Source organism: uncultured Acetobacteroides sp. (assembly GCF_963667355.2).
Taxonomy (GTDB): domain Bacteria; phylum Bacteroidota; class Bacteroidia; order Bacteroidales; family ZOR0009; genus Acetobacteroides.
In genome coordinates, this window is the sequence record NZ_OY763328.2 from 1,276,201 (window position 1) to 1,300,181 (window position 23,981).

The 23,981-nt window shown below is 46.4% G+C and carries 22 protein-coding genes; 7 read left to right on the plus strand and 15 right to left on the minus strand.

The window, feature by feature from the left end:
• Position 1: 1 nt before the first annotated feature.
• The 3 genes from ACHZA1_RS05445 to ACHZA1_RS05455 all read right to left on the minus strand — a co-directional run bounded on the left by ACHZA1_RS05445 (position 2) and on the right by ACHZA1_RS05455 (position 4,168).
• Positions 2–1,294: an L-serine ammonia-lyase, iron-sulfur-dependent, subunit alpha gene (locus tag ACHZA1_RS05445; RefSeq protein ID WP_320054219.1), complete on the minus strand. Its 1,293-nt coding sequence runs from the start codon at positions 1,292–1,294 to the stop codon at positions 2–4.
• Positions 1,295–1,429: 135 nt separating this feature from the next.
• Positions 1,430–3,100, minus strand: coding sequence for a formate--tetrahydrofolate ligase (locus ACHZA1_RS05450; protein ID WP_320054220.1), 1,671 nt, complete (start codon positions 3,098–3,100; stop codon positions 1,430–1,432).
• Between the two features lie 36 nt (positions 3,101–3,136).
• On the minus strand, positions 3,137–4,168 hold the full coding sequence (locus tag ACHZA1_RS05455) for a hypothetical protein (protein ID WP_320054221.1): 1,032 nt from the start codon (positions 4,166–4,168) through the stop codon (positions 3,137–3,139).
• A 211-nt stretch (positions 4,169–4,379) separates the two neighbouring features.
• On the opposite strand from ACHZA1_RS05455, the gene ACHZA1_RS05460 reads away from it, so the two are divergent.
• The 6 genes from ACHZA1_RS05460 to ACHZA1_RS05485 all read left to right on the plus strand — a co-directional run bounded on the left by ACHZA1_RS05460 (position 4,380) and on the right by ACHZA1_RS05485 (position 12,681).
• The gene (locus ACHZA1_RS05460; RefSeq protein WP_320054222.1) at positions 4,380–5,054 is read left to right on the plus strand and encodes a porin family protein; all 675 of its coding nucleotides are present in this window, start codon (positions 4,380–4,382) and stop codon (positions 5,052–5,054) included.
• Between the two features lie 332 nt (positions 5,055–5,386).
• Positions 5,387–7,027, plus strand: coding sequence for an NAD+ synthase (locus ACHZA1_RS05465; protein ID WP_320054223.1), 1,641 nt, complete (start codon positions 5,387–5,389; stop codon positions 7,025–7,027).
• 172 nt (positions 7,028–7,199) lie between these two features.
• Positions 7,200–8,021: a hypothetical protein gene (locus ACHZA1_RS05470; protein WP_320054224.1), complete on the plus strand. Its 822-nt coding sequence runs from the start codon at positions 7,200–7,202 to the stop codon at positions 8,019–8,021.
• 123 nt (positions 8,022–8,144) lie between these two features.
• The gene (locus tag ACHZA1_RS05475; RefSeq protein WP_320054225.1) at positions 8,145–11,099 is read left to right on the plus strand and encodes a PD-(D/E)XK nuclease family protein; all 2,955 of its coding nucleotides are present in this window, start codon (positions 8,145–8,147) and stop codon (positions 11,097–11,099) included.
• Positions 11,100–11,226: 127 nt separating this feature from the next.
• On the plus strand, positions 11,227–11,613 hold the full coding sequence (locus ACHZA1_RS05480) for a DUF559 domain-containing protein (protein ID WP_320054226.1): 387 nt from the start codon (positions 11,227–11,229) through the stop codon (positions 11,611–11,613).
• A 717-nt stretch (positions 11,614–12,330) separates the two neighbouring features.
• Positions 12,331–12,681: a helix-turn-helix transcriptional regulator gene (locus ACHZA1_RS05485; protein ID WP_320054227.1), complete on the plus strand. Its 351-nt coding sequence runs from the start codon at positions 12,331–12,333 to the stop codon at positions 12,679–12,681.
• A 294-nt stretch (positions 12,682–12,975) separates the two neighbouring features.
• On the opposite strand, the gene ACHZA1_RS05490 is transcribed toward ACHZA1_RS05485, so the two are convergent.
• From ACHZA1_RS05490 to ACHZA1_RS05540, 11 genes are all read right to left on the minus strand, one after another.
• Positions 12,976–13,578 (minus strand): lysine exporter LysO family protein, encoded by a 603-nt coding sequence (locus ACHZA1_RS05490; protein WP_320054228.1) that lies wholly within the window; start codon positions 13,576–13,578, stop codon positions 12,976–12,978.
• A 3-nt stretch (positions 13,579–13,581) separates the two neighbouring features.
• Positions 13,582–13,857 carry a LysO family transporter gene (locus ACHZA1_RS05495; protein ID WP_320054229.1) on the minus strand — a complete coding sequence of 92 codons (276 nt, stop codon included), beginning with the start codon at positions 13,855–13,857 and terminating at the stop codon, positions 13,582–13,584.
• Between the two features lie 66 nt (positions 13,858–13,923).
• A complete protein-coding gene (locus tag ACHZA1_RS05500) occupies positions 13,924–14,544 on the minus strand; it encodes a TetR/AcrR family transcriptional regulator (protein WP_320054230.1) in 621 nt (206 codons plus the stop codon).
• A gap of 24 nt (positions 14,545–14,568) precedes the next feature.
• Positions 14,569–15,678 carry an ABC transporter permease gene (locus ACHZA1_RS05505; protein ID WP_320054231.1) on the minus strand — a complete coding sequence of 370 codons (1,110 nt, stop codon included), beginning with the start codon at positions 15,676–15,678 and terminating at the stop codon, positions 14,569–14,571.
• 174 nt (positions 15,679–15,852) lie between these two features.
• Positions 15,853–16,962 carry an ABC transporter permease gene (locus ACHZA1_RS05510; RefSeq protein ID WP_320054232.1) on the minus strand — a complete coding sequence of 370 codons (1,110 nt, stop codon included), beginning with the start codon at positions 16,960–16,962 and terminating at the stop codon, positions 15,853–15,855.
• Between the two features lie 187 nt (positions 16,963–17,149).
• On the minus strand, positions 17,150–17,878 hold the full coding sequence (locus tag ACHZA1_RS05515) for an ABC transporter ATP-binding protein (protein WP_320054233.1): 729 nt from the start codon (positions 17,876–17,878) through the stop codon (positions 17,150–17,152).
• Positions 17,879–18,046: 168 nt separating this feature from the next.
• Positions 18,047–18,424 (minus strand): endonuclease domain-containing protein, encoded by a 378-nt coding sequence (locus ACHZA1_RS05520; RefSeq protein WP_320054234.1) that lies wholly within the window; start codon positions 18,422–18,424, stop codon positions 18,047–18,049.
• Between the two features lie 158 nt (positions 18,425–18,582).
• The gene (locus ACHZA1_RS05525; protein WP_320054235.1) at positions 18,583–19,491 is read right to left on the minus strand and encodes an ABC transporter ATP-binding protein; all 909 of its coding nucleotides are present in this window, start codon (positions 19,489–19,491) and stop codon (positions 18,583–18,585) included.
• 33 nt (positions 19,492–19,524) lie between these two features.
• Positions 19,525–20,406: an HlyD family efflux transporter periplasmic adaptor subunit gene (locus ACHZA1_RS05530; protein WP_320054236.1), complete on the minus strand. Its 882-nt coding sequence runs from the start codon at positions 20,404–20,406 to the stop codon at positions 19,525–19,527.
• 9 nt (positions 20,407–20,415) lie between these two features.
• Positions 20,416–21,669: a TolC family protein gene (locus tag ACHZA1_RS05535; RefSeq protein ID WP_320054237.1), complete on the minus strand. Its 1,254-nt coding sequence runs from the start codon at positions 21,667–21,669 to the stop codon at positions 20,416–20,418.
• A 10-nt stretch (positions 21,670–21,679) separates the two neighbouring features.
• Positions 21,680–22,279, minus strand: coding sequence for a TetR/AcrR family transcriptional regulator (locus tag ACHZA1_RS05540; protein ID WP_320054238.1), 600 nt, complete (start codon positions 22,277–22,279; stop codon positions 21,680–21,682).
• Positions 22,280–22,538: 259 nt separating this feature from the next.
• Here ACHZA1_RS05540 and ACHZA1_RS05545 point away from each other — a divergent pair, with 259 nt between their 5' ends.
• The gene (locus ACHZA1_RS05545) at positions 22,539–23,207 is read left to right on the plus strand and encodes a porin family protein (protein ID WP_320054239.1); all 669 of its coding nucleotides are present in this window, start codon (positions 22,539–22,541) and stop codon (positions 23,205–23,207) included.
• On the opposite strand, the gene ACHZA1_RS05550 is transcribed toward ACHZA1_RS05545, so the two are convergent.
• Positions 23,204–23,722: a shikimate kinase gene (locus tag ACHZA1_RS05550; RefSeq protein WP_320054240.1), complete on the minus strand. Its 519-nt coding sequence runs from the start codon at positions 23,720–23,722 to the stop codon at positions 23,204–23,206. The genes ACHZA1_RS05545 and ACHZA1_RS05550 overlap by 4 nt on opposite strands.
• Between the last annotated feature and the right edge of the window lie 259 nt (positions 23,723–23,981).

The window sequence follows — 23,981 nt, forward strand, 5'->3', positions numbered from 1 at the left end:
CCTATTTCTTCAGCATGAAATCGAGGATCATTTTGTCTGTTTCAACCATGCCATCCGAACCTATCTTCGCGAGATTAGCGATGGAGGCTTCCACATCCTCGTTTATAATACCATCGGTATCCTGAATGCAGATATTATCAATAGCCAGCAGCGCCGAGTTAATGCAAGCCGAAACACCAGAAGACACCTTTAAGGAGCATCCAACCTTCGCCCCATCGCAAATCATTCCGGTTAGGTTGCCAATCATATTCTTGATGGCATAGGTCATTTGGTCAAAGGAACCTCCAAAAAGGTAAACGATACCGCAGGAGGCAGCTGCAGAAGCGACAGACACACCACATAGAGCAGAAAGGCGCCCCATTTGTGACTTGATATGAATTGATAGCAGATTGCTAATAACCAATGCCCGTGCCAACTCCTCGCGCGAAGAATTCAACTTCTCGGCAGCAGCAACAACAGGGAGCATTACGGTTATCCCCTGATTTCCGCTCCCCGAATTGCTCATAGCAGGAAGAAGATTTCCAGCCATACGCGCATCAGAAGCTGCAGTAGTAACCGCTAGCGCATGGGTAAGCAAATCATCCTTGAGCATGTTGGTATTGACCCTGTTCTTAATGCACTTACCCACCTTTAAGCCATAATCGCCACGCAACCCCTCATCGGAAATACGCTTATTCATCACACCCCCTTCGAGGATAAAGTCGATCTCCTCTAGGGGAGTTGTTGTTGCATATTCGTAGATATCCTTAAAGGTTATCGCAGGCTTAGACTCATCCGAAGAGGGACAACCTGTTGATGGAGTAAGAGCATCAAGAGAACCTTCCAATATCTTCTCATTTCTCTTAACCAGCACAATGTTGCTATGACAGCCTTTAATGTAGGCACTTGCTTCATCACCATCTTTCTTACAAACAACTTCGACAAACAACTTGTCGATACCGTCCTTAACACCAATAGTAACCTTCTTTGAACCAACAAAACTTTTTGCCAATTCCACAATATCAGGAGTTATGCCATCGAGCAGCTGTAGCCGCTTCGCCGAATCACCGTAATGGGCGCCAAGAGCAGCCGCAATGTGAAGACCAACCATTCCTGTGCCAGGAACTCCAACACCCATCCCATTCTTAAGAATATTGGGACTAACGAATACTTCAACGACATCAGGAATACTACCCAATGCTTCGCGTGCTTTTGCAACGGCTAACGATACCGCAATAGGTTCGGTACAACCAAGAGCGGGTACAACCTCCGTTTTTAAGAGACAAACAAGACGCTCTTTAATGGCAATATCCATGGTCTTCTTTTAGGTTATATAGCGTATTTAAAATCGTCCCAAATATAACGGATTGTAATAACAATTAGTTTTTCACAGAGACTTTTTCAGCAAGATCGCAATATCTATAACAACATATCACAAAACTGCAGTAATCTAAAACAGCCCAGTTATGTTACTTTCGTTATCAATATCGATATTGTTTGATGCAGGTTCCTCTGGCAAACCAGGCATACGCATCATTTCGCCAGTAATTGGGACAACGAAGCCTGCACCTGCTGCTATTTCAATATCTCTAACAGTAATCGTAAATTCTTTAGGACGCCCTAACAGATTTGGATTATCGGAAAGAGACTTTTGTGTCTTTGCCACACAAACAGGAAGATGCTCCAATCCAAGACTTACAATCTTCTTGAGAGCAGCCTTTGCTTTAGGTTGATAATCGACACCATCAGCCCCGTAAATACTGTTAGCGATTGTAGAGATCTTCTTTTCGATGCTCTCATTCCAATCGTAAAGAGGTTTAAACTGTGCATCGCTTGTATCAGCAATCTTAACAACAGCCTCTGCCAACTCCAAAGCACCATTTCCACCCTCAGCCCATACGTTAGCCTCGTAAGCCATTACACCATGACGCTTGCAAACCTCTACAATAGCAGCCATATCTTCTGGCGTATCGTTGGTAAACTTATTGATGGCAACAACAGGAGTTACGTTGAAGAGTTTGGCATTCTCGATATGTTTTTCGAGGTTCTCAAGACCTTTCTTCAGCGCTTCAATATTCGAGTTACCGACTTCCTTAAGAGGCGCGCCACCGTGATACTTTAGCGCACGGGTAGTTGCAACTAGAACAATTACAGCAGGCGATAGCCCTGCATACTTGCATTTGATGTCAAGGAATTTTTCGCCACCCAAATCGAAACCGAAACCAGCCTCAGTAACAACATAATCGGATAAAGACATTCCCATTTTAGTAGCCACAACGGTATTGGTTCCTTGGGCAATATTAGCAAAAGGTCCACCATGAATAATTGCAGGTGTTCCTTCGAGAGTTTGAACGAGGTTAGGCTTAATGGCATCCTTTAGAAGAGTAGCCATTGCTCCTTGAGCATTAAGATCGCGAGCGTAAATTGCCTTGCCATCAAAGGTAAATCCCACAAAAATGTTGCCCAACTTTTCTTTTAGATCGGCAATATTCTTAGAGAGGCAAAGAATAGCCATAATCTCCGACGCAGCAGTAATATCGAATCCTGTTTCGCGAGGAACACCATTTGCAGTACCTCCCAATCCTATTACGATATTACGAAGAGCGCGGTCGTTCATATCCATTACGCGCTTCCATGCAATGGTTCGTGGGTCGAGATTAAGATTATGCTTCTTGCTTTGCAGATTGTTGTCGATTAATGCAGCAAGCAGGTTGTGCGCCTTTTCAACGGCTGAAAAATCACCTGTAAAGTGCAGGTTAATATCTTCCATAGGAAGAACCTGAGAAAATCCCCCTCCAGTGGCACCTCCTTTTATCCCAAAGACAGGTCCAAGCGAAGGTTCACGTAGCACTACGGTGGTTTGCTTTCCAATCTTGTTCATAGCCATTGCCAAACCAATAGAGGTGGTTGTTTTCCCTTCTCCGGCAGGAGTTGGTGAGATGGCAGAAACAAGAATCAGCTTCGCCTTCTTTACCTTATTCTCATCGATCAAGCTAAGAGGAAGCTTCGCTTTATACTTTCCGTAAAGTTCAAGATCGTCGGCTGGCACATTAAGCGTTGCTGCAATCTCTACAATAGGCTTAATTGCTGCCTCCTGGGCAATTTCAATGTCTCTCTTCATTATGCTATTAAAAATTATCTAACGTAACCAACTTTGCTACGGTCTATACTTAGCAGCAGTAAGGATCTTTTGAAAGTCGTTTTCCTTCATCAAATCGGCTAAGGTCGACTTGGTATTGCGCATATAATCTGATACTATTCTAAAGCCTAACCAAACGGCAGCCCTACCTGGAGATTCGGCAGCGAAGACATTGGTAAAGGGGGCTTCATCAATAAACTTGGTTCGAACAAAACCTTCGGAGTTGAAAAGTAGGCTTTGACCTACCAGATAATTCCACATCATCTTTTCGTTTTTCGTACACCATTTCATCTGCTTTTTAGTGAAGCCGAACACTAGCGTATCGGTTGCATTAGGAAGCATTTGGCTAACCAGGTACATCAATTTGCCCTGATAAACAATGTGCGACAGCAAAGGCTCGCTCTCCTTGCGGATGGGGAAATCGCTATTTGCCCAAGCATAAATAACATCAACCGGAATTCTTTCCTTAACCATCTTAGCCGTAAGATAGCGGGGGAAGCCCATATTGGGATAGTTGACGTACTTAGCACCTAAATACTTGTCGAGACCAATACCCAACGCATCATCAGTAAGCATTACAGACTGGTTGAATCCGGCAACGTAGGTGAAAAAGATATGGGGGATTGTTTTGTTTGGAAATGTTCCCTGGTAGAGGGTAAATGCGGCAGAGAGCTCTTTTTCGATGGATGAGATTACCTCGGGAGTAAAGGCTTTTGAGCTTGCAGAGAAGGCTTCGCGAACAACCGGATAGGTCAGAAAAGCATGTAGCCCCTTTAAATATTCAGGATCAGAAGTCTTTCCTATACCGAGAATGCCATCGGAGTATAAGTCGATAAAGCTTCCGTACTTTTTTTTGAGGATTGGGATAGATGGCGCAAGATTATTTACATTCAGCGAAGCCAGATCTTTATCAAATCGAAGGATTTTTACATCCACAGCCTTTTCGGCAGGCTTTACATCGGCAGCTTGAGGAGCTCCCGTCTTACTTTTATGGCACCCCACCCCGATAATAGCAATTGCCATTACGGATAGTAAAACCAACTTCTTCATTTTCGTTCTTGTTTTTGCAAAGGTACAACTACAAGCGTATGCACGAAATTCTTTTACATTAAATAGCAATTTACGGCAAGGCTATCCACCAAATTGGACAACATTATCAGACAAGCTGTAAGGTTACAATATTTCTTTCGCTAAATTTGCCCGTGCATGTCAACCATAACCCGGTTAGCATTCCACTTAAACTCAAAAAATAGCATTAACGATGAAGAAGATTGCAATAACCGCTCTATTTGCGCTCGCATTTTTACTTCCAGCCCATTCGCAAGTCCATTTTGGCGTAACTGTTGACCCTCAGGTTTCGTGGCTTAGCTCCGACCGCAAGAAGGTTGAAGGTGATGGCTCCATTCCAGGGATAGCATTCGGATTGAATATCGACAAATACTTCGCAGAACACTATGCCGTTTACTCCGGAGTCTTTATCGAGAGCACCGGTGGTTATCTGAAGTACAACACTACAGGATTCTCGCTGGACACTAAAGATAGAGACGGCTACAAAATTAATTCGGGCGAAAGTATGAAGTATCGCCTTCAGTACTTAACTGCACCTATTGGCATAAAACTTAAAACTAACCCCATTGGATATAACTCCTTTTACGCCAATCTTGGATTCAAAACGTCCATTCTGCTAAAGTCTAAAGGATTTTCGGGTTCGGGACATGGCAGTGCTGATGCAATGGACGGCGAGGTTCTTGATGGAGAGATGAACTTTCTTAACCTAGGCTACCAAATAGGTGTTGGTACCGAATACGCGCTTGGGGGCAACGTGGCATTAATATTTGGCGTTACCTACAACAACGGGCTTACCAACACGGTTAACAACTCGTCGCTGCACATCAACCTCAACAACATCTCGTTTAAGCTAGGGGTGATGTTCTAGGATGATCGAATAGGTTTACAGATATAGAAGAAAGGGAGCAGAAACGCTCCCTTTCCTTTTTTATTAAGAGGAGACTTTAGATGTTAGTTCCGAACCGTTTAGAAACGACTACCGCTAAGAAATAGCGAAAAAACCCACCCCTTACCCCTCCAATGAAGGTGATAAAGAGCGTTGATTGTGAGTTTTCCAAATCCTTCAACCTCTTTGACTTCATTAATCTTGACTCGGGTTAACCTTCTTCTTGCTCCCGCTTAACTTCTCACTTCGAAGTTCGGTCTTCCAAAACAAATACGTAATTTAGCAGGCAATTAAAAATGCTAAACGTTAAGGAGATGAAGATAGCACTTGCCCAGCTCAACTATCACGTAAATAATTTCGAAGCGAACACAACCAAGATTTTAGAGAGCATTGCCAAAGCGAAAGCCGATGGCGCCGATTTGGTTGTATTCTCGGAGTTAGCCGTGTGCGGCTATCCACCACACGACTTACTAGAGCGCCGTGAGTTTGTAGAGCGCTGCGAGATTGCTATTATGCAGCTCGTTGCCAACTCTTATGGCATTGCAGTGATTGTTGGCGCTCCCAGCGTTAACCCATACGAAAAGGGAAAGATGCTCTTCAACAGCGCCTACTTTATTGCCGATGGCGAGATCAAACATATTGCCCACAAAACGCTTCTACCCACCTACGATATCTTCGACGAGTACCGCTACTTTGAGCCAAACAGCGAGTTTAGCATTGTAGAGTATAAGGGAAAGCGTTTAGCCATTACCATTTGCGAGGATTTGTGGGACGATCAGCCAATTTCCAACCGCTTTGGCAAGAATCAGCTCTACCGTACCTCTCCGATGGAGAACCTTTCGAAGCTAAACCCCGACATAGTTATCAATATTGCTGCCTCGCCCTTTTCGCACGACAAGGTAGAGGAGCGTCTCTCCGTGTTTCTCGGTAACGTTCGCCGCTACGGGCTTCCGGTTGTTTACGTAAACCAGGTAGGCGCCAACACCGACTTGATCTTCGACGGTTCATCGATGGTTCTCTCCTCCGATGGCGAGCTATGCGAAGCCCTTAAGTCGTTTGAAGAGGACTACAGGGTTATCAACACCAGCAATCTTAAGCCAAACCACTTCGAGAAGACATCTTCCATCGAGCGAATTCGTCAAGCCCTTGTGATAGGCATACGCGACTACTTCGCAAAGATGAACTTTAAGACCGCAGTTCTTGGTCTTTCGGGTGGTATCGACTCAGCGCTCGTGCTTGCCCTTGCTGCCGAAGCAATAGGAGCAGAAAACGTTCGCGTACTGATGATGCCTTCGCGCTACTCTTCCGATCACTCGGTAAACGATGCGGTGGAGCAGGCAAAACGTATGGGCGTTAAGTACGATATCGTTACCATCGAGGAGGGATTTAAGGCGTTCGAAAGCATGCTAGCTCCGATCTTTGGCGATCTACCCATGAACGTTGCCGAAGAAAACATCCAAGCGCGCATTAGAGGAACGCTGCTCATGGGTATCTCCAACAAGTTCGGCAATCTTCTACTCAACACCACCAATAAGAGCGAGGCTGCCGTTGGATATGGTACGCTTTACGGCGATATGAACGGTTCGATGTCGATTCTTGGTGATGTTTACAAGACACAGGTTTACGAGTTGGCAAAACTTATCAATAAGGAGAAGGAGGTTATTCCGGTTAACGTACTAACCAAGGCTCCTTCGGCAGAACTTCGTCCCGACCAAAAGGATACCGATTCGCTGCCCGATTACGACGTTCTCGACGATATCCTATTTAGATACATCGAAAGGCAGGAGGATGAGCAGGCAATTGCAGCAGCCGGATACAGCCCCGAAGTCGTTCGCAAGGTGGTTCGACTGGTAAACATGAACGAGTATAAGCGATTCCAGTTTGCCCCAGTCCTTCGCGTTTCGTCGAAAGCATTTGGCTTTGGAAGGAAGATGCCGCTGGTGTTTCGCTTCTAAAAGAAGGGTTCAACCTTCGTAATAAAATAGAGAGCAAGGGCTTTCAATCCTCTAGCCGATGGAATGAAAGCCCTTGTTGTTTTTATATAGATACTGGAGTTAGCAAATAATACTTTCATCCGCTATGATTTTTCCTGCGCATCTTCTATATTCGAGCAAAATTATTTCCTATATGCCTCCGTATACATTATACCTATCGTACTTTTCATTAAATAGGCAGCAACAGATATCCATATTATCGTCCTCTAAGAGTCATCTATTCCAACCAATTGACAAAAGACTAAAAGCGCTGCTTCTGCTACTACTACTAATGCTGCTTACAACACCACAAATTCGCGCACAGCGCTTTGCTGTTGGAGCCGAAACTGGGTTTTACGCCATTAGCCAAGAAAAATTTGGCGTAGGGTTAGGCAAAGCATCGGGATTATACTATGGAATTGCCGCTAGCTACTACCCTAACGAGCGTGTGGCAATAAATATGGGAATTAACTCCATGAAATTTGACCTTTGGGATGGAAGTAGGTACGTTCAGATCCCACTAAACGTCTCTTACGCACTCACCAAACGAGGAAAGCTTCGAGATTCCGAAAAAAAGAGTAACAATTTAGGCTCTATCCTATTCGACTTGCTTACATTTGGGTTCTTTCCTCAAACATTGGAAGTAGAGAGCGGTCTATCGTTAGGACTTTACAATGGTAGTTACAGCTGTCAATTCGAAAGTACACAACCTACATGGAATTCATCCAACAGTAAACTTATCGAATCACAATACTTGGTAACTCGCAAAAACCATCAGGCTGTTCCGAGCTTCGATTTAGGCGTTAGATGGAGCTACGATTTCGAAAGTGTTCATCTTATTCTTCACTCCAAATACTACTACCTCTTTTCGGGAGATAGCAAGGTGATAATGGAAGAACTCTCGAACCATAAGAAAGAAGAAAACGATTCTCATAGCGCTTTTAGCATCAGTGTAGCACTTGTTTACTCGCTTTAAACGATAGCAATACGGTACATGTGATCTGAAATACGGTTTACCCGACGTTTTTGTTGATAGTAGCAAGAGATTATTGAAACTATACCGCTATCTTCGTACTAATCAGACAAACCATTACCGATAATGACCTCCTTCCTCTCCGATCTCGCTCGCACGCTATACGATAAGCACGGCGATAACATCCATAAGCTAACCATTGTATTCCCTTCGCGAAGGGCTCGTTACTACTTCTCGCGGGCATTAGCCAAATTGATAAAGCAACCAACGTGGCAACCACGGTATGTGGGCATTGACGAGTTTATCCATGGGCATACGTCGCTGCGAGTAGCCGATAGCTACCGGCTTATCATCGAGCTGTACCGGGCTTTTGCCGATGTGAAGAAGACTAACGAGACTTTCGACCAGTTTTACTTCTGGGGAGAGGCGCTGCTCAACGATTTCGACGCTATAGATAAGTATATGGTAGAGCCCGATCAGCTTTTCCGCAACCTTGCAGCCGAAAAGGAGCTAACCGACGACCTTTCGTTCCTTACCGATGAGCAACGCGAGATCATTGCATCGTTTTGGAAGGCGTTTGAGGCGAAGGAGAGCCAGCAGAACGAGTATCAGAGCCAGTTCTTATCGGTTTGGGAGGCGCTTTTGCCCATCTACAAGCAGTTTAACCAGCGCTTGCGCGAGCAGGGGCTTGCCTACTCGGGGATGATATACCGCGACATGGCGCAAAACCTGAAAAACGGAGAGGAATTATTCGCTGATGCCGAGCATACCGTGTTTGCGGGCTTCAACGCATTGAATAGGTGCGAGCAGGTGCTGTTCGACTACATGCGTAAGCGAAATGCGGAGTTCTACTACGACTACGACTCGTACTACGTGAAGAGTAAGGAGCAGGAGGCAGGGCTTTTCCTTCGTAAGAATCTCGAAATGTTCCCAGAGGCAAAGAATCTCAACCCAAAGAATCTATTTAGCAAGGGGAAAAAGGAGGTAACCATTGTTGCTACACCGTCGGACACGATACAGGCTAAGTATGCGGCGCAGCTGGCAATGGATATCGTTGCACGTGGAGGCAAAGCGGAGCAAACTGCCATCGTTTTCACAGACGAAACGCTGCTTACCCCAGTACTTTCTGCCATCTCGTACAGCGACGAGGGATCTACATCGCCACAAATCGAAACGGTGAACGTTACCATGGGCTATCCGCTAAAGATTACGCCCGTTTACTCGCTTATCGAGCACGTTTTGTCATTATACAGAACGCTTAAATCGAACGATGATGGCGTTTTCTTCTACCACAAGGACGTTTCGGCGATTGTTAGCCACCAGCTGCTTAAAGGTTTGGGCATAGAGGAGTTCGAAAACGTCCGTAAGCAGATCAAGGAGGAGAATCAGATATTCCTTTCGCAGAGTAGGCTCTGCCAGCTGCCGCTTATCGGACCTATTTTCTCGATAGAGGCATCACCCAACAAGCAAAAGGAAGGAAAAGTAAGCTACCAGCGGCTATCGGCAGCCCTTATAGAGATACTGGAGCAGCTTTTGGACAGGGAGAACGCCAAAAGCGACGAGCAATCGGAGCACTACGTCGAGTTTATCAACACTACGCTGGTAGCCCTACGCAAGCTGCACACGGCTTTGGTGCGCGAGGCGATGGATATATCGCTACAGGTGTACATCAGCTTGGTTAGGAAGGCGCTTAGCGGCATTCGCATTCCGTTCGAAGGCTTTCCGGTAGCAGGATTGCAGCTTATGGGAATCCTAGAGACGCGTAACCTCGACTTCGAGAACGTTATCATCCTATCATTAAACGATGACCGCTTCCCAGCAGTGGCTCAGCAGCCATCTTTTGTCCCCTACAACATTAAAAGAGCCTTTGGCATGCCAACCTACGAGCAGCAGGAGGCGATGTACGCCTACTACTTCTACCGTTTGCTGCAAAGGGCAGGCAATATTCACCTTTTGTACAACACTAAAGCCGATGAGCGAAGCACCGGCGAGATGAGCCGCTTCCTGCAGCAGCTTAAGTTCGAAAGCGGTCTCGAAATCACCGAGCAAACAATCGGCTACTCGTTGGGATTTAAGACTTCGCCCGCTATTACCATCGAAAAGTCGCCGGAGGTGATGGAAATCCTCAACCAGTACGTCGATGGAAGCCGCCGTAGAGGGCTTTCGCCAAGCGCCATTTCGTCTTACCTCACCTGTAGGCTAAAATTCTACTTCAATTACATCGCCGACGTAAAGGAACAGGAGGATGTGGAGGAGGATATCAGCAATCAGATCTTCGGTAAGATCCTTCACGAAGCGATGGATGTCATCTACCAGCAGCTGGGTAAGGAAAGCATCGCTGCCAACAAGCTGGAGGCGCTGCTTAACGACCAATCGCGTATCGAAAAGGTGATTGATGATGCATTTGCTAAAGAATTTATCAAGAGCGAAGAGGGTAAGTCGTTGCTTAAGATGAATGGCAAGTTCCTTTTGGTGAAAAGGGTCGTTACCAAGTACATTCAGGGAATACTTAAGTACGATTTGGAGCTGATAAAGCAGGGATCGACGCTGGCAATGGTATCCTTGGAAGAGGGAATGGCGGCATTGCATCCGTTTACTGTCGATGGACAAACACGAAACATCTTCCTAAAAGGACGATTAGACCGTGTGGATCGGCTTAACGGCGTTACCCGCATTGTAGATTACAAAACGGGAGCGTACAAGGGCAAAAACGAGTTTGCCGGATTCGAAAAGATGTTCGTGGGTAAGGATACCTCCAAGTATTCGGGCTCCATGCAGACGTTTTTATACTCTTTGATGTACGACATCAGCAAAAAGGGCGAGGTGAAGAACATTAAGCCAGCGCTCTACTTCGTTCGCGGCATCCAAACCAACGACTTCGAGCCATCGCTAGCCCTAAAGGAGGGGCGCAATGCCCCTAAGCCAATCGAAAACTTCTTCGACTACAAGGAGGATTACGTTTCGTTCCTGGATAACGCCCTAGCGGAACTCTTTGGCTCGACTCAGCCCTTCGATCAGACGGGCGACCCAGCGCAGATGTGCCAAAAGTACTGCCCGTATAATGTTATCTGTAAGCGGTAGGGATTTAGATAAAGGGATTGTAAAACAAAACCCTCATAAATAAGGTTTAGACAATAATTAATCGCTCATTATCCCCTCCTTCGGAGGGGGCAGGGGGTGGGTAAAGTCGAAATAAGTAAACAATACCATGAATAAGCCAAAGATAATTCCCTACAATCCCAAGCTAGTTGAGCTAGCCAAGCATCTACGAAAGCATTCCACCAAATCGGAGGTAATTCTATGGAACTATCTTAAGGCAAAGAAGATGCTTGGCTATGATTTCACTCGCCAAAAGCCAATTGATAGCTATATCATAGATTTCTACTGTAACGATTTAATGCTAGCCATTGAAATCGATGGGTATTCTCATCAGCTGGAAGAGGTTTATGCAAAGGATGTCGATAAAAGCAGACGCTTAGAGGAACTTGGCATCAGGTTACTCCGCTTTCAGGATGTTGAAGTGTTTCAAAACATCAAAGGTGTTTTACTAGTCATTGAGAATACTGTAATAGAGTTGAGTTCTATCGATAATTAACGTCATAAAACCCACCCCTACCCCTCCCAAGGAGGGGATAACCACCTTCGTATCAAACTATTCTCATAATAAACAACCTTAGATCTTCGAAGGATGCCATAAGCTACAACTCTAATACAAACTCGCGCCCCAATTATTAGCATAGACACTGATTAATCGCTCTTTATGCCCTCCTCGGGAGGGGTAAGGGGTGGGTTGTACTCGAACTTATGCGAGCAATGTCATTTAGCAGGCGATGATTGCTATTTTGCCTTAAGTAGATATTAGTTTTATTCGTCAATTACTCCCTACCTCCCGCCTAAGCGGGAGGATAAAGAGCGTTTTATCAAGCAATTCTCAAAACAAATAGACTTAGGTCTTCGAATTACGCCATAACATCCTGGCCAAATGCCTTTACGCCTCAACCTAATCGATATATGCTTTAGCCTAATCAGCATAGGTTAAAGCATTATCTATATTCCCTTCGAGGTAAGCACCAAATGCGATTACCCATACACCAGATGCGGCAATCCGCGCACCAATCGCGGCAACGCATCCACCAAATTGGGGCACCGATACACCAATCGCAAGCCGCTACGCTACCTTTTCCATAGCGAATACCAATCGCCCCTCTGAAGGAACAAGGTGGCCCAAAGAAAAATCAGCAAAGGGAAGCACGCTGTTAAACAAAATTTATTCGTACCTTAATGGCATGATTAACGATTAAATATCAGCGTTATGCTAAAGCTAAACCTTTACCGCATTCTGCTATCGCGTGGAATCGAAGATCCCTACCAGCATCTCCGAAGCAACGGATACCAGCGCCATAAGATCACCAACCTGATGCATGGAAGAAATGCAACCGTCAATCTCGATGAACTCGAGTACCTATGCGAAACTTACGGCTGCACACCCAACGATTTACTTGACTGGACTCCATCCGATGAGAGTAAAGACAACAAAAGCCATCCCCTACAGCCACTACGCCGCAGCAAAACGTCCGTGTCCATCCACAAAATGATCGATGCCCTATCCCCCGATAGGATTAAGGAGCTGGAGAGGTATATTGTGGAGAGGGGTGAGAGGTAAGGCTCGGGCAAAAGAGAATCCGTTGCGAAGGGAAACCTCAACACCAACGCCACGACGTTGATTAATCGCTCTGTATCCTCCCGTAATGCGGGAGGCAAGGGTAGTTGGGCTGGCTAGTACTAATTCGTACGTACCTATTACAGAATTGCCCAACTAAACTACAACATATGACTATTTCTTTTCGAAGATAGCCCCCTACCTCCCGCCTAAACGGGAGGATAACGTGCATCGAATTAAACCTTTGATTAAATTGATAAGGTTCTAACCTCGAAATAATAAAATCTTGATTCTCCCCTACATCGCCAAGATAAACACCACCAGAAACGGGACTACCACCGTTAGCGCAATACCGCTAAAGAGGGCGATGATGGCAACCTCCTTTCCCGAGTACCTCATGATAACCGGAAGACAGGTATCCATTGCCGTGGCGCCGGCTGCTGCAACGGGAGCCAATCGACCAAAGAGGCGAACGTAGAGGGGTGCAAGCATCAGCGTGGAGAGCTCGCGGATCATGTTTGCAAGAAGCGCCACCACTCCCATCTCGTTACCGCTAATCTTTCCGATAAAGATGCTCGACAGACTGTAGTAGCCAAAGCCCGAACCTATAGCCAGCACGTTCTTCGTATCAATCCCCTTAACCAGAAAGGATACCAGAAAGGCTCCGATAGTGGTGCCCACCACAACACCAACGGGGACGAGAACAATCTTAAAGCTTACCGACTTGAGTATGGCAACAACATGCTCGTCGGCACCAATGCTCACGCCAACCATAAGCATCAGGAAGTAGAGGGCGATGGTGCTCAGGTCGTATTGAGCCATTACAGAAGGAAGAACGCCAAAGTAGGCGAGCAGCATTCCAGCTACGAAGACGGATAGAACAATAATGCTTCCCTTCATCGCCTAGCCCCTCCCCTTGTAGATGTAGCGCTGAACGAGGGCAACAACGGCGATGCTTCCGGCAACCGATCCCACGGCAATGATTAAAGCCCACAAGCCCAAGGTATGCAGGTTGCCCATCACCACCCTATTGAAGCCAACGTTGGCTCCAAGGATAAAGATCAGCAGCCAAATGGCGATGGTCACCAACCGCTCGATGGGCTTGGTAGACCTAATCCACCGCTTCAGAAGAAGTCCGGCAAGGAATCCAACGGTAAAAAGGATGATAACAGCAAGCATAGCCTCCACGTTTAAGGTAGAGGTAAAGATAGCGTTTTATTGATCAACGAGGAGAAGAGGAAAGGTCTAGCAGGCAACAACCCGGAGATCGAGCGCCTCGCGAAGGCTCAGCAGCCCATCCGACGAGCAGCACCCCTTTAGCATGTAGTACATCACCTTGCTCAACTCGCCCTCGACGGTACGACCATCTGCCGTGGCAAAGCGCCGATGCGCCGCCGCCTCTACGCCCGAGAGGAAGAGTTTACCCGCCAGCACCGCATCCAGATCGTCGTCGAAGACGCCCGTACGCGATCCCTTCGCGAAGAAATGAACAACCACGGCGAGCAGCTCTTCGCGGCGCTCGCCAACGATTCGCTGCGCCGAAGCCGCATCAACCAGCTCGCGGGTGATGGCAGGATGCCGCGCGAGGCTATGCTGTAGGGCGCTTACCTTTCGCCCCACGGCTACAAGCGAGGCAATGGGGAGCCCGATCGTAGCTGCCTCGGTCCGAATCTCGTCAATCCCCCTCTTCAGGTAGCTATCAACGACGCACTCCAAGAGCTGCTGCTTGCTGTCGAAATAGTTGTAGAGCGTCTTCTTGGTAACCCCGATCGACGAGGCAATCTCATCCACCTTGAAGTTTACGTTAGCGGTGTCGAGTATCATCTCCGAAACTCGGTCGATATAGTAGTGCCTTTTCGATTTCATACGTTATGCGTTAAGTGATATTGATTAAGCCGTCTTCTTTTGGTATAAGGTGATGGCTAGCGTCATGGCAACAGCCGCGTAGGCAGCCAGCGAGCCCAGCGGAACGGCAATATCCGAAAGCGTAGCCCCCTTCAGCATCACCATTCGAATAATCAGGATGAAGTAGGAGATCGGGTTGAGCTTGTTGAGCCATATCGCCCACTGCGGCATGCTCTCGACGATGTTGAAAAGCCCGCTCATCATCAGGAATAGCATCATGAAGAACCAGCTAACAAACATCGACTGCTGCTGGGTGCTCGACTGGTTGGAGATTAGCGTTCCGAGGGCAATCACCACAAGAAGATAGGTGAAGGTGGTTAAGAAAAGCGTCCCAACCGAGCCTACGAACGGAATGCCGAAAGCAATCCTTCCGAGGAGAACGCCCAAGCCGATCTCGAAAAGCCCGATGATGAGGAACGGCAGCACCTTCCCCACCACGAATTGCCACTTCTTGATGGGCGTAACGTTCAGCTGCTCGATGGTGCCTATCTCCTTTTCGCGCACCAGGTTCATCCCCGAAAGGAAAAGCCCAATGGCGGTGACCAGGATTACCAAGATTCCGGGGAACATGTAAATCTTGAAGTCGAGCGTTGGGTTGAACCAGAACTGCGGACGAACATCGGCGGCGTACACGTTATCGATGGCGCCCGGAGGTAGCTTGGTGCGGTTGAAATCACCAATAATCGAGTTCGCGTAGGCATTTGCCAGCGTTGCCTGCGTGGTGTTGATGGCGTTAACGAGCAGCTGCACGTTCACCCTTCCATCCCTCACCTGCTTAAGGCTAAACCCTTCGGGGATAATCAGCGCCAGATCGGCCTTACCGCTATTGATGAGGGCCATTGCCTGTTGGCTGCTCTGCGGATAATCCTTCATCAGGAAGAATGATGATCCGACGAACTTGTTTACGAGCTCGCGCGAGTCGGAGCTTCTACTGTTATCCACCACCACTAAGCTCAACGACTTCACATCGAAGGTAACCGCGTGGATTAGCACCAAGAGCTGAACCACCGGTAAAACAAAGATGATGGGAAGCATACTCCTGTTTCGGAATATCTGCCTAAACTCTTTCTGAAGTATAAATAGAACGGTTCGCATAGTTTTAATTTGAAGAAGTTATTACAGGAGATTGATTAAAAGACTCAAGATTCAAGTATCAAGATTCAAGATTCAAGACACAAGTATCAAGATAAACGCACTTAATCATCTCCATCCCGTCTTGTGTCTTGCGTCTTGTGTCTAACGTCTAACATCTAATATCTAAAGTCTTACCTACTCCAGCCTTACCTTAAATTTCTTAATACTACCAATGATAAAGATGGCGGTGAAGCCAACCACCACGAGCGTTTCCTTCCACACCCCCATCAGATCGCTCCCCTTCAGCATTATTCCTTTAACGATGACGATAAACCAGCGTGCCGGAATGATGTTGCAGATAACCTGAAGCCACGAGGGCATATTCTCCACGGGGTAGATGAAGCCCGAGAGCAGCATGGTAGGCATCAGCAGCGCAAACATCGATATGAACATCGCCTGCTGCTCGCTTGCCGAAACCGTAGAGATAAGGATGCCCAGCGAAAGCGCCATCAGGATGAAGAGCATGCTTTCGGCCAGCAGCAGAACGTAGCTGCCGCGTATTGGAAGCCCAAACACGTACTGGCTTAGCAGCAAGATGACAACCGCATTGATAAACGACAGGAAGAAGTAGGGAAGCACCTTGCCCATTATTATTTGCGACGGCCTTAGTGGCGATACCAGCAGGATCTCCATCGTTCCGCGCTCCTTCTCGCGAGCAATGGTTATGGAGGTCATCATGGCGGAGATCAGCATTAGGATAAGCGCCATGGTTCCAGGAACAAACATGAAGACGTTTTGCTGTTCCTCGTTGTACACCATTCGTGGCTGAACGATCACACCTCTATTCATCTCCTGGTGAAAGATATCGTTCACCGCCTTGTTAACGATCTGCGAGGTATAACCTACCGATGCGTTGGCCACATTGGGTTCGGCGGCGTCGGCAACAATCTGCACCTGCGCCTTTTTATGATCCACCAAGTTCTTTTCAAAGCTGGCGTCGAACACAACAACCATCTTCACCTTCCCCGAACGTAGCACCTCCTTCACCTGCGATTCGTCCGTCAGGAAATCCGTACACTGAAAGTAGTTGGAAGCATCCAACGCGCCGATTATCTTTTTGGTGGTAGCATCCTTGCTTTTGTCGAGCACCGCTACGTTAGCGTTCTTCAGCTCGTTGGTAATAACGTATCCGAAAAGCAGCAGCTGCACAACCGGCATTCCGAAAAGGATCAGCATCGAACGCTTATCCCTGAAGATATGCTTAAACTCCTTCGACAAAAAGCTACCTAGCCTCTTTAGTTTCATGTTCTACTTCATTTTTTTGATGTAAGCGAAGAGTTTTCGAGATTGAGGGATAACCTTACTTATAAGTCTTTTACCCTCCCCTACCTCCCGCCTAAGCGGGAGGATAAAGAACATTGATTACTAAAATAGGTCTCAACGCTCCCGTTCGTCAATCACTCTCTAATCGCTATTCCCTTCTCCCTACTCCCTATCGGGCGAGCTTTAGAAAGACTTCGTCCATAGTTTCTGCCTTATAGGCTTCCTTAAGCATCGTTGGGGTATCGAGCGCTTCAATTTTGCCGTTTACCATAATGGTAACGCGGTTGCAGTACTCCGCCTCGTCCATGTAGTGGGTGGTTACGAACACGGTTATACCGCGTTCGGTTGCCTCGTATATCAGCTCCCAGAACTGTCGGCGCGTTATGGGATCAACGCCGCCCGTTGGCTCGTCAAGGAATACGATTTTGGGATCGTGAAATATGGCAACGGAAAAGGCAAGCTTCTGCTTCCATCCAAGTGGAAGCGATGCAACAAGGGTATTACGCTCCTCGTAAAAGCCTAAGCGCTTTAGCAGCTGCTCCGTCTTCTGCTTGATCTCCTTCATCGCCATTCCGTAGATGCCTCCGTAGAATCGGATGTTCTCGGCAACCGTTAGGTCCTCGTATAGCGAGAACTTCTGGCTCATGTAGCCGATATTGCGCTTAATCAGCTCGGTTTGCGTGTAGCCATCGAAGCCTGCCACCGAGATTTTCCCCGATGTGGGCGAGGATAGCCCGCAAAGTATCTTGATGGCGGTGGTTTTCCCGGCGCCGTTTGCCCCAAGGAAACCGAATATCTCGCCTTGGTAAACGTCGAAGGTCAAATGGTCGTTGGCAACAAAGCTGCCGAACTTCTTTACCAGATCTTTAACCTCTATTATCTTGCTATCGGTAATCATAATTCTTGTTTGAAAAAAGACGCTAGCCTAAATACGGCGGCACATTTAGCATGCATAAAAGGCTCAACCCCAAATGCCACCCTCAATTCGCCTTCGCTGAGGAATAAACCAGCAATCAATCGAAGGATATCCCCCGCTGGCGGGGGTAGGGGGTGGACGGAGCCTTCATTAAGTCTCCCCCTTTACACTTATAATCGTTCGTTCAATCTCCTCTTTTACCATTTGAATGTGATTTAACACCTCGTTATCGGAAAATCGAAGAATTCGGAACCCTGCATTTCGAAGATCGTCTTCCTTTTTCATATCACGAAGATGGACCTCCTCTAGCTGATGAGAGTAGCCATCAACCTCAATAACTAGCTTCAATTCAAGGCATACAAAATCGGCAATGTAGCTAAGAATAGGACGCTGCCTTCGAAACTGTAAGCCCATCATTTGCCTATTGCCCAAAGCGTACTTCCAAAGACAAGCTTCTGCCTTAGTCATGTTATGCCGCAAGCTATTGGCAAACGATTTCAGCTTTTTATTATAGCCCGAGTTGTCCATTATTGCTGATTTTACGTGAGTAAAAGACTTTTCATTGCCGCCTTTGCTTCCACCCCCTCGCCCCCGCCAGCGGGGGATAACCTCCGATAAGAAGCAGCGCTTCAGTTTTGAGCCTAAACAATCTAATTAAAGCGATAGCTGTTTACCTCTTTCAGCAGCTACTTAACCGAGACCATCAAATCCATAAAGCAGTCCTCGATGGTCGCCTCGGTTGGCTGTAAGGGTTGAGCGATTCCGCATTCTGCGAGCTTCTGCTCAACGCTCGCTCTGGCATTTTCGTTCTTCAGCACAACGTGTACGTTCTGTCCAAAAGCGAATGCGCTTTCCACCTCGGGCATCGCCCGCAACGCCTTAATTGATGCGTATATGTTTACCGTTGGAAGAGCGTAGAGCGGCTTGCTAAAATCTCTTATAATGGCAGAAGGCTTATCGACCTTAAGGATCTCACCCGACTGAATGAGCGCAACCCTATCGCAAAGGCTTGCCTCGTCCATGTACGGCGTCGAAACTACAATGGTGATGCCATGCTGCTCTAGCATTTTAAGCATTTCCCAAAACTCCTTTCGCGATACAGCATCGACGCCCGTTGTAGGCTCATCGAGCAGCAGCAATTCAGGTTTATGGATCAGCGCACAGGAGAGGGCTAGCTTCTGCTTCATTCCCCCCGAGAGCTTTCCTGCAGGCCTGTCTTTAAATGGCTCTAACATTTTAAACACAGGCTTAATCAGGTCGTAGTTTTCCTCTATGGTTGTCCCGAAAACCGATGCGAAGAAGTTGAGATTCTCCGCAACCGTCAGGTCGGGATAAAGCGAGAACCTTCCGGGCATATAGCCCACCATCTTTCGAATCTGCTTGTAGTCCTTCACCGAATCGAGCCCGAGTGCAGTTATCTTCCCCGACGAAGGAAGCAGAAGCGAGGCAATCAACCGAAACAAGGTAGTCTTGCCGGCACCATCTGGACCAATTATCCCAAATAGTTCCCCCTGTTCTATGCTCAACGAAACACCTTTCAGCGCTTCCACCTCGCCAAAATGCTTTCTGATATTCTCTATGCTGAGTGCTATCATCACTTTTTTTTATTCACTTCTCAGTACTCACAACTAGAATACCACACTACCAGGCATTCCAATCTTCAATCTACCATCGTTGGGTACATTAACCTTAACGGCGTAAACCAAATCAACCCGTTCCTCCTTGGTTTGGATGATCTTTGGAGTAAACTCAGCCTGTGGCGAAACCCAGGTTACAACGCCCTCCAACTTCTCGTCAGATTTCTTATCCTTATCGATGTAAACTGCAACCTTCTTACCAACCACCACCTTTGGAAGAAGCGAGCCCGAAACGTACACCTTTAGCACCAGCGTCTTGGTATCTGCAATCTTATAGAGTTGCTTACCAGGAACAGCCAGTTCTCCCTTTTCGATGTACTTATCGAGAATCGTTCCTGCAATTGGCGATTTAACCACCGACTTCGTAACCAAATCGGCAACCTGCGACTCCTGCGAGGTGAGGCTTTTTAGTTCTCCTTGAATTCCTGCCAGCTGGCTCTTGGCTTGTGCAATTTGTCGGTTTATTACATTCAATTGCCCGCTAACATTATCGTAATCGCGCTGAGTTGCGGCTCCATCCTTTAGCATTGCAGAGATTCGGGCGTAATCTTTATCAGCAGTCTGCTTCTGTGCTTGAAGCACGGCGATCTGCGCTTCAATAGTCCCAACCTTCGATTGAGTTGCCTCCTTCATTCCTTGCATTTGATCGATCCTTAACCTATTCTGCAACGAGTCTATCGTGCAAAGAACCTGACCTACGCCAACTTCGTTTCCCTCTACAACCGAAGCCGAAGTAATTAGTCCATTAACCTCCGAGGAAACAACCACTTCAACAGCCTCAAAATTACCGTAGGCATCATTTTTCTCATTTCCGCCATTGCATCCAGTCAATGCTGCTACCGCTATTGCGGCTACCACTATATAAGCTCTCATACAATTCTCCTATTTACCATTAATAATATTGACATTTACCCTACTAAAAGCAAGCATAACCTTATGCATCTCGCGATTGAGCTCTGCCTGCTTCAGTTCCGTCTGACGACCTACATAATCAGCCGCATCGATAGCACCGTTGTCGTACATCACCGAGTATAATTTAGCAACCTCCTCACGAGCAATAATAAGTTCCTCATCAGTTATCAAAAGGTTCTCATATTTCGATAATGACTTAGACTCTTGCGCCAACTCCATCTTCTGCGCTTGCTCAAACATCGCTTGACGGGTGTCTACCATGTTTTGTTGAAACCTTAAGGTCTGTCGATCTCGCTTAGTGCTATTCCAATCAAAGATGTTCCAAGTTGCTTTAACCCCAACGTAGTAGAAAGAATCGAAGCTGCTGTTGAACATGTTCAGCGCAGGTTTACCATATCCAACCTGACCGAAAGCAGAAACCTTAGGCATTCGCTTTGCAGTGTAAAGCTCGTTAGCCACATCAAGTCGAGCCTTCTGCGACTTGAAAAGCTCAAGTTCAGGTCGCAATCCACCTGCCGATGGAGCCTCATCCCATACAAAATTGGAAGAATAGGAGATTGTTGATCCAACTAGCACAGCCAGCGCATCAACTAGCCCCTTCCTATCACTTTCCGTTGATGCCATTTCCTGATTAAGCTTAACGATTTCAGCCTTAAGCAGCAGCTCGTTTGCCTTAAGCACAGCCCCATTACGCACACCCGACGATGTTTTGCTTAACTTCTGCAGCAAATCGGCTTTTAGCGCCTCCTGAATCTTAAACTGCTGCTTCTTAAGAACAATTCCATAGAAGAGTTGCGTAACACGTCCTTTCAGCGCATACAAATCGACAGCAACTTGCATATTATCGGCAGTCAATCCTGCCAACTCCAGCTTCCTAGACGCTGTAACCTGTCCGCCATCCCAAATCAGCTGGCTCAAATCCACCGTAAGCTTATACTGATCCTTATCCGGCGAAGCAATCGAAAGACCTTTAATTGGGATATTGCTCAAATCCATGTGGGTAACATCCGATTGGTAGGTTGCCTGCGCGTTAGCATCAACCCTTGGCAGATAAGCCGTTTTCAGATTTGACATCTTCAAATTGGCAATCTGCTCATATTCCTGCCTATCCTTTGCTCGAGGATAGGTCTGCTCTGCTTTTTGCCAGCAATCAGCTAACTTCATCTCCTGAGCATTGGCAGAGATAGTTCCACTTAAGATGAGTCCTAGAATTAATCGAATCATATCTTATGTTTTATCTTTTAATAGCACTAATAACAAACTCTGCCAGCGTTTTTTTTCGCTCCTCTATAAGCTTATCGAAATCCTCATCAGAAATTCTTCCTATTGTTTTAAAGATAGGAGCCCCTGCGAACTGAAAGATGCTAAGCGAAACCATATTTAAGATGAGTTCTTCTCCCCTGATGAACTTAATATCGCCCCTCTCCACGGCATCTGCAATTTTAGCGTTTACGGCTGCGTATATATCCACATTACGCTCCTTCAATATTCTTTCCAGCAAATGCGGAACTCTATTTATATCCCTTAAAACAAACATTGGAGTGGAAGGATCCTGCTTTAAAAACTCGATATGCATTTCAAAGAAACGCCTTATTATATCGAAGAGCGATAAGTCTGAATTTATTATCTCAAATATGCGCGGAATCACATCGCTGAATACCTGCATGTAAATTCCATCAAATAAATGCTGCTTCGATCGGTAGTAATAATGAAGCGAAGCCTTACTCATCCCCGCCTCATCAGCAATCTCCTGCATCCGAGCACCATCAAGACCTTTTTCTACAAACACCCTTTTGGCGGCAGCTAGTATTTTCCCCTCTGCTGACTGTTCCATATTAACGTTTTTATCTTTGACCATTAAGTTTGATTAATCGGTTTAACCAACTGGTCAAAGATAGGTAATCTAAATCCAGACCTCCAACCAAAATAATCTTTAGATGAAGTTTTAATCCTTTTTTAAATAAACTATCTTAGCGAAAAGTTTCTTAGGGTTAGAAATGAACGTTTTATAGGGAACAACATCAACATTTGGACGCATGAAATCACTCACACAATTACTCACGCTACTTCTACTGTTAGCAATACTAGTAGAAATGCCCTCTGACATAGCGGCAAAACCAAGGCGATCCTACAAGTCATCCAAATCAAATGCCCCATTCAGCTACGGGGCTACAGGTGGCATTAGCATATCAAGTATAGCCCCAGACAATAGCAGCAGTTCCAACTGCAACTTTGGCTTTTTTGGTGGAGGATTCTTCGAATACAAGTTCATCGAAAATATTGGTGGACAGGTGGAGGTTAACTTCATCCAATTTGGAGGGGAAAAAGTTCCATCTTCGCTGGTGTTCAACCCAAGTTCATCATTTCTTAGCGATGTAAAATCGGTCGATCTTACCATGTATGGGGTAGACATCCCCGTTACAGCGAAATACCACCTGCCCAATGCTTCGCCAGATATGTACCTAAAGATTGGCATATCGGGCACCTATATCGTAAAAGCACAAGCCGCTTTGAATAAAGAAAGTTCGATAGGAAGTACGTACACTTCGAGCACCGCCTACGTTGATGTTACCAAGAAGGTTCAGAACATGCAGGCCTGCGGAATAGCAGGATGTGGCACATCTATTCCTGTAGGAAAGTTATCCATTATAATAGATGTATCATTCCATTACGGTATAACGGACTTAAGCGCAAACAACGTTGTTGCCAACAACGGCTTTAGCTCACGCTATTTGAAATTGGGGATAGGGGTCGGCTTCTAGCGTGGATTTAACGCATGGTATATGCGATTCACCAGCCCATCCACATCGATGCTTAACGCGGAAACTACAATGTGAGCCTGATTGTAGTGCACCTCGCGCTCGCCAAGTGTCTTTTCAATGTAGGCGACAAGCTCTTCCTCCGTTTTATTCCTTAGTAAAGGACGGCTCTTGCGAGCTCCTTTCAAGCGGCTAGCAAGCGCCAAGGCCGTCATCTTTAGGTAGACTGTCACCCCTGCGGCATTCATCGTTTCCATATTGTCGAAAAAGCAAGGCGCGCCGCCGCCAGTAGAAACAAGAATATCATCAAATTGCGCACATATATCGTTCACGGCATTACGCTCACGCTCACGGAATCCGGATTCGCCAACCTCCTCGAACTGTTCGGCTACCGTTTTCCCATATTTCTCCTCCACGTAGCTATCCAAGTCGAGAAAACGGAGCCCTAGCTTATTCGCCAGACGCTTCCCTACGGTGGTTTTACCGCATCCCATATAGCCTATCAAGAAAATTCGCATAGCAAAAATTAAAAATCTGGTGGATTTTGTGGTAAAGTAGCCATATTTTTGTGAATGTCGCACCCTACATAGCGAAGGGCTCGACATCGATTTAACGTTGTTTCGTTTTTTTTTCGTGCTTAAAGCAAACAAATTGATACCTTTTGCCGTTCTAATAGAAGAGTTCGCTCAACAAGAACATTTGATTCAGTTCAAACGGTGAGAAGAGAATTCAGATTAAGAAAAAGTAGACTTTAGCAATGAACAAAAATTTATCCCT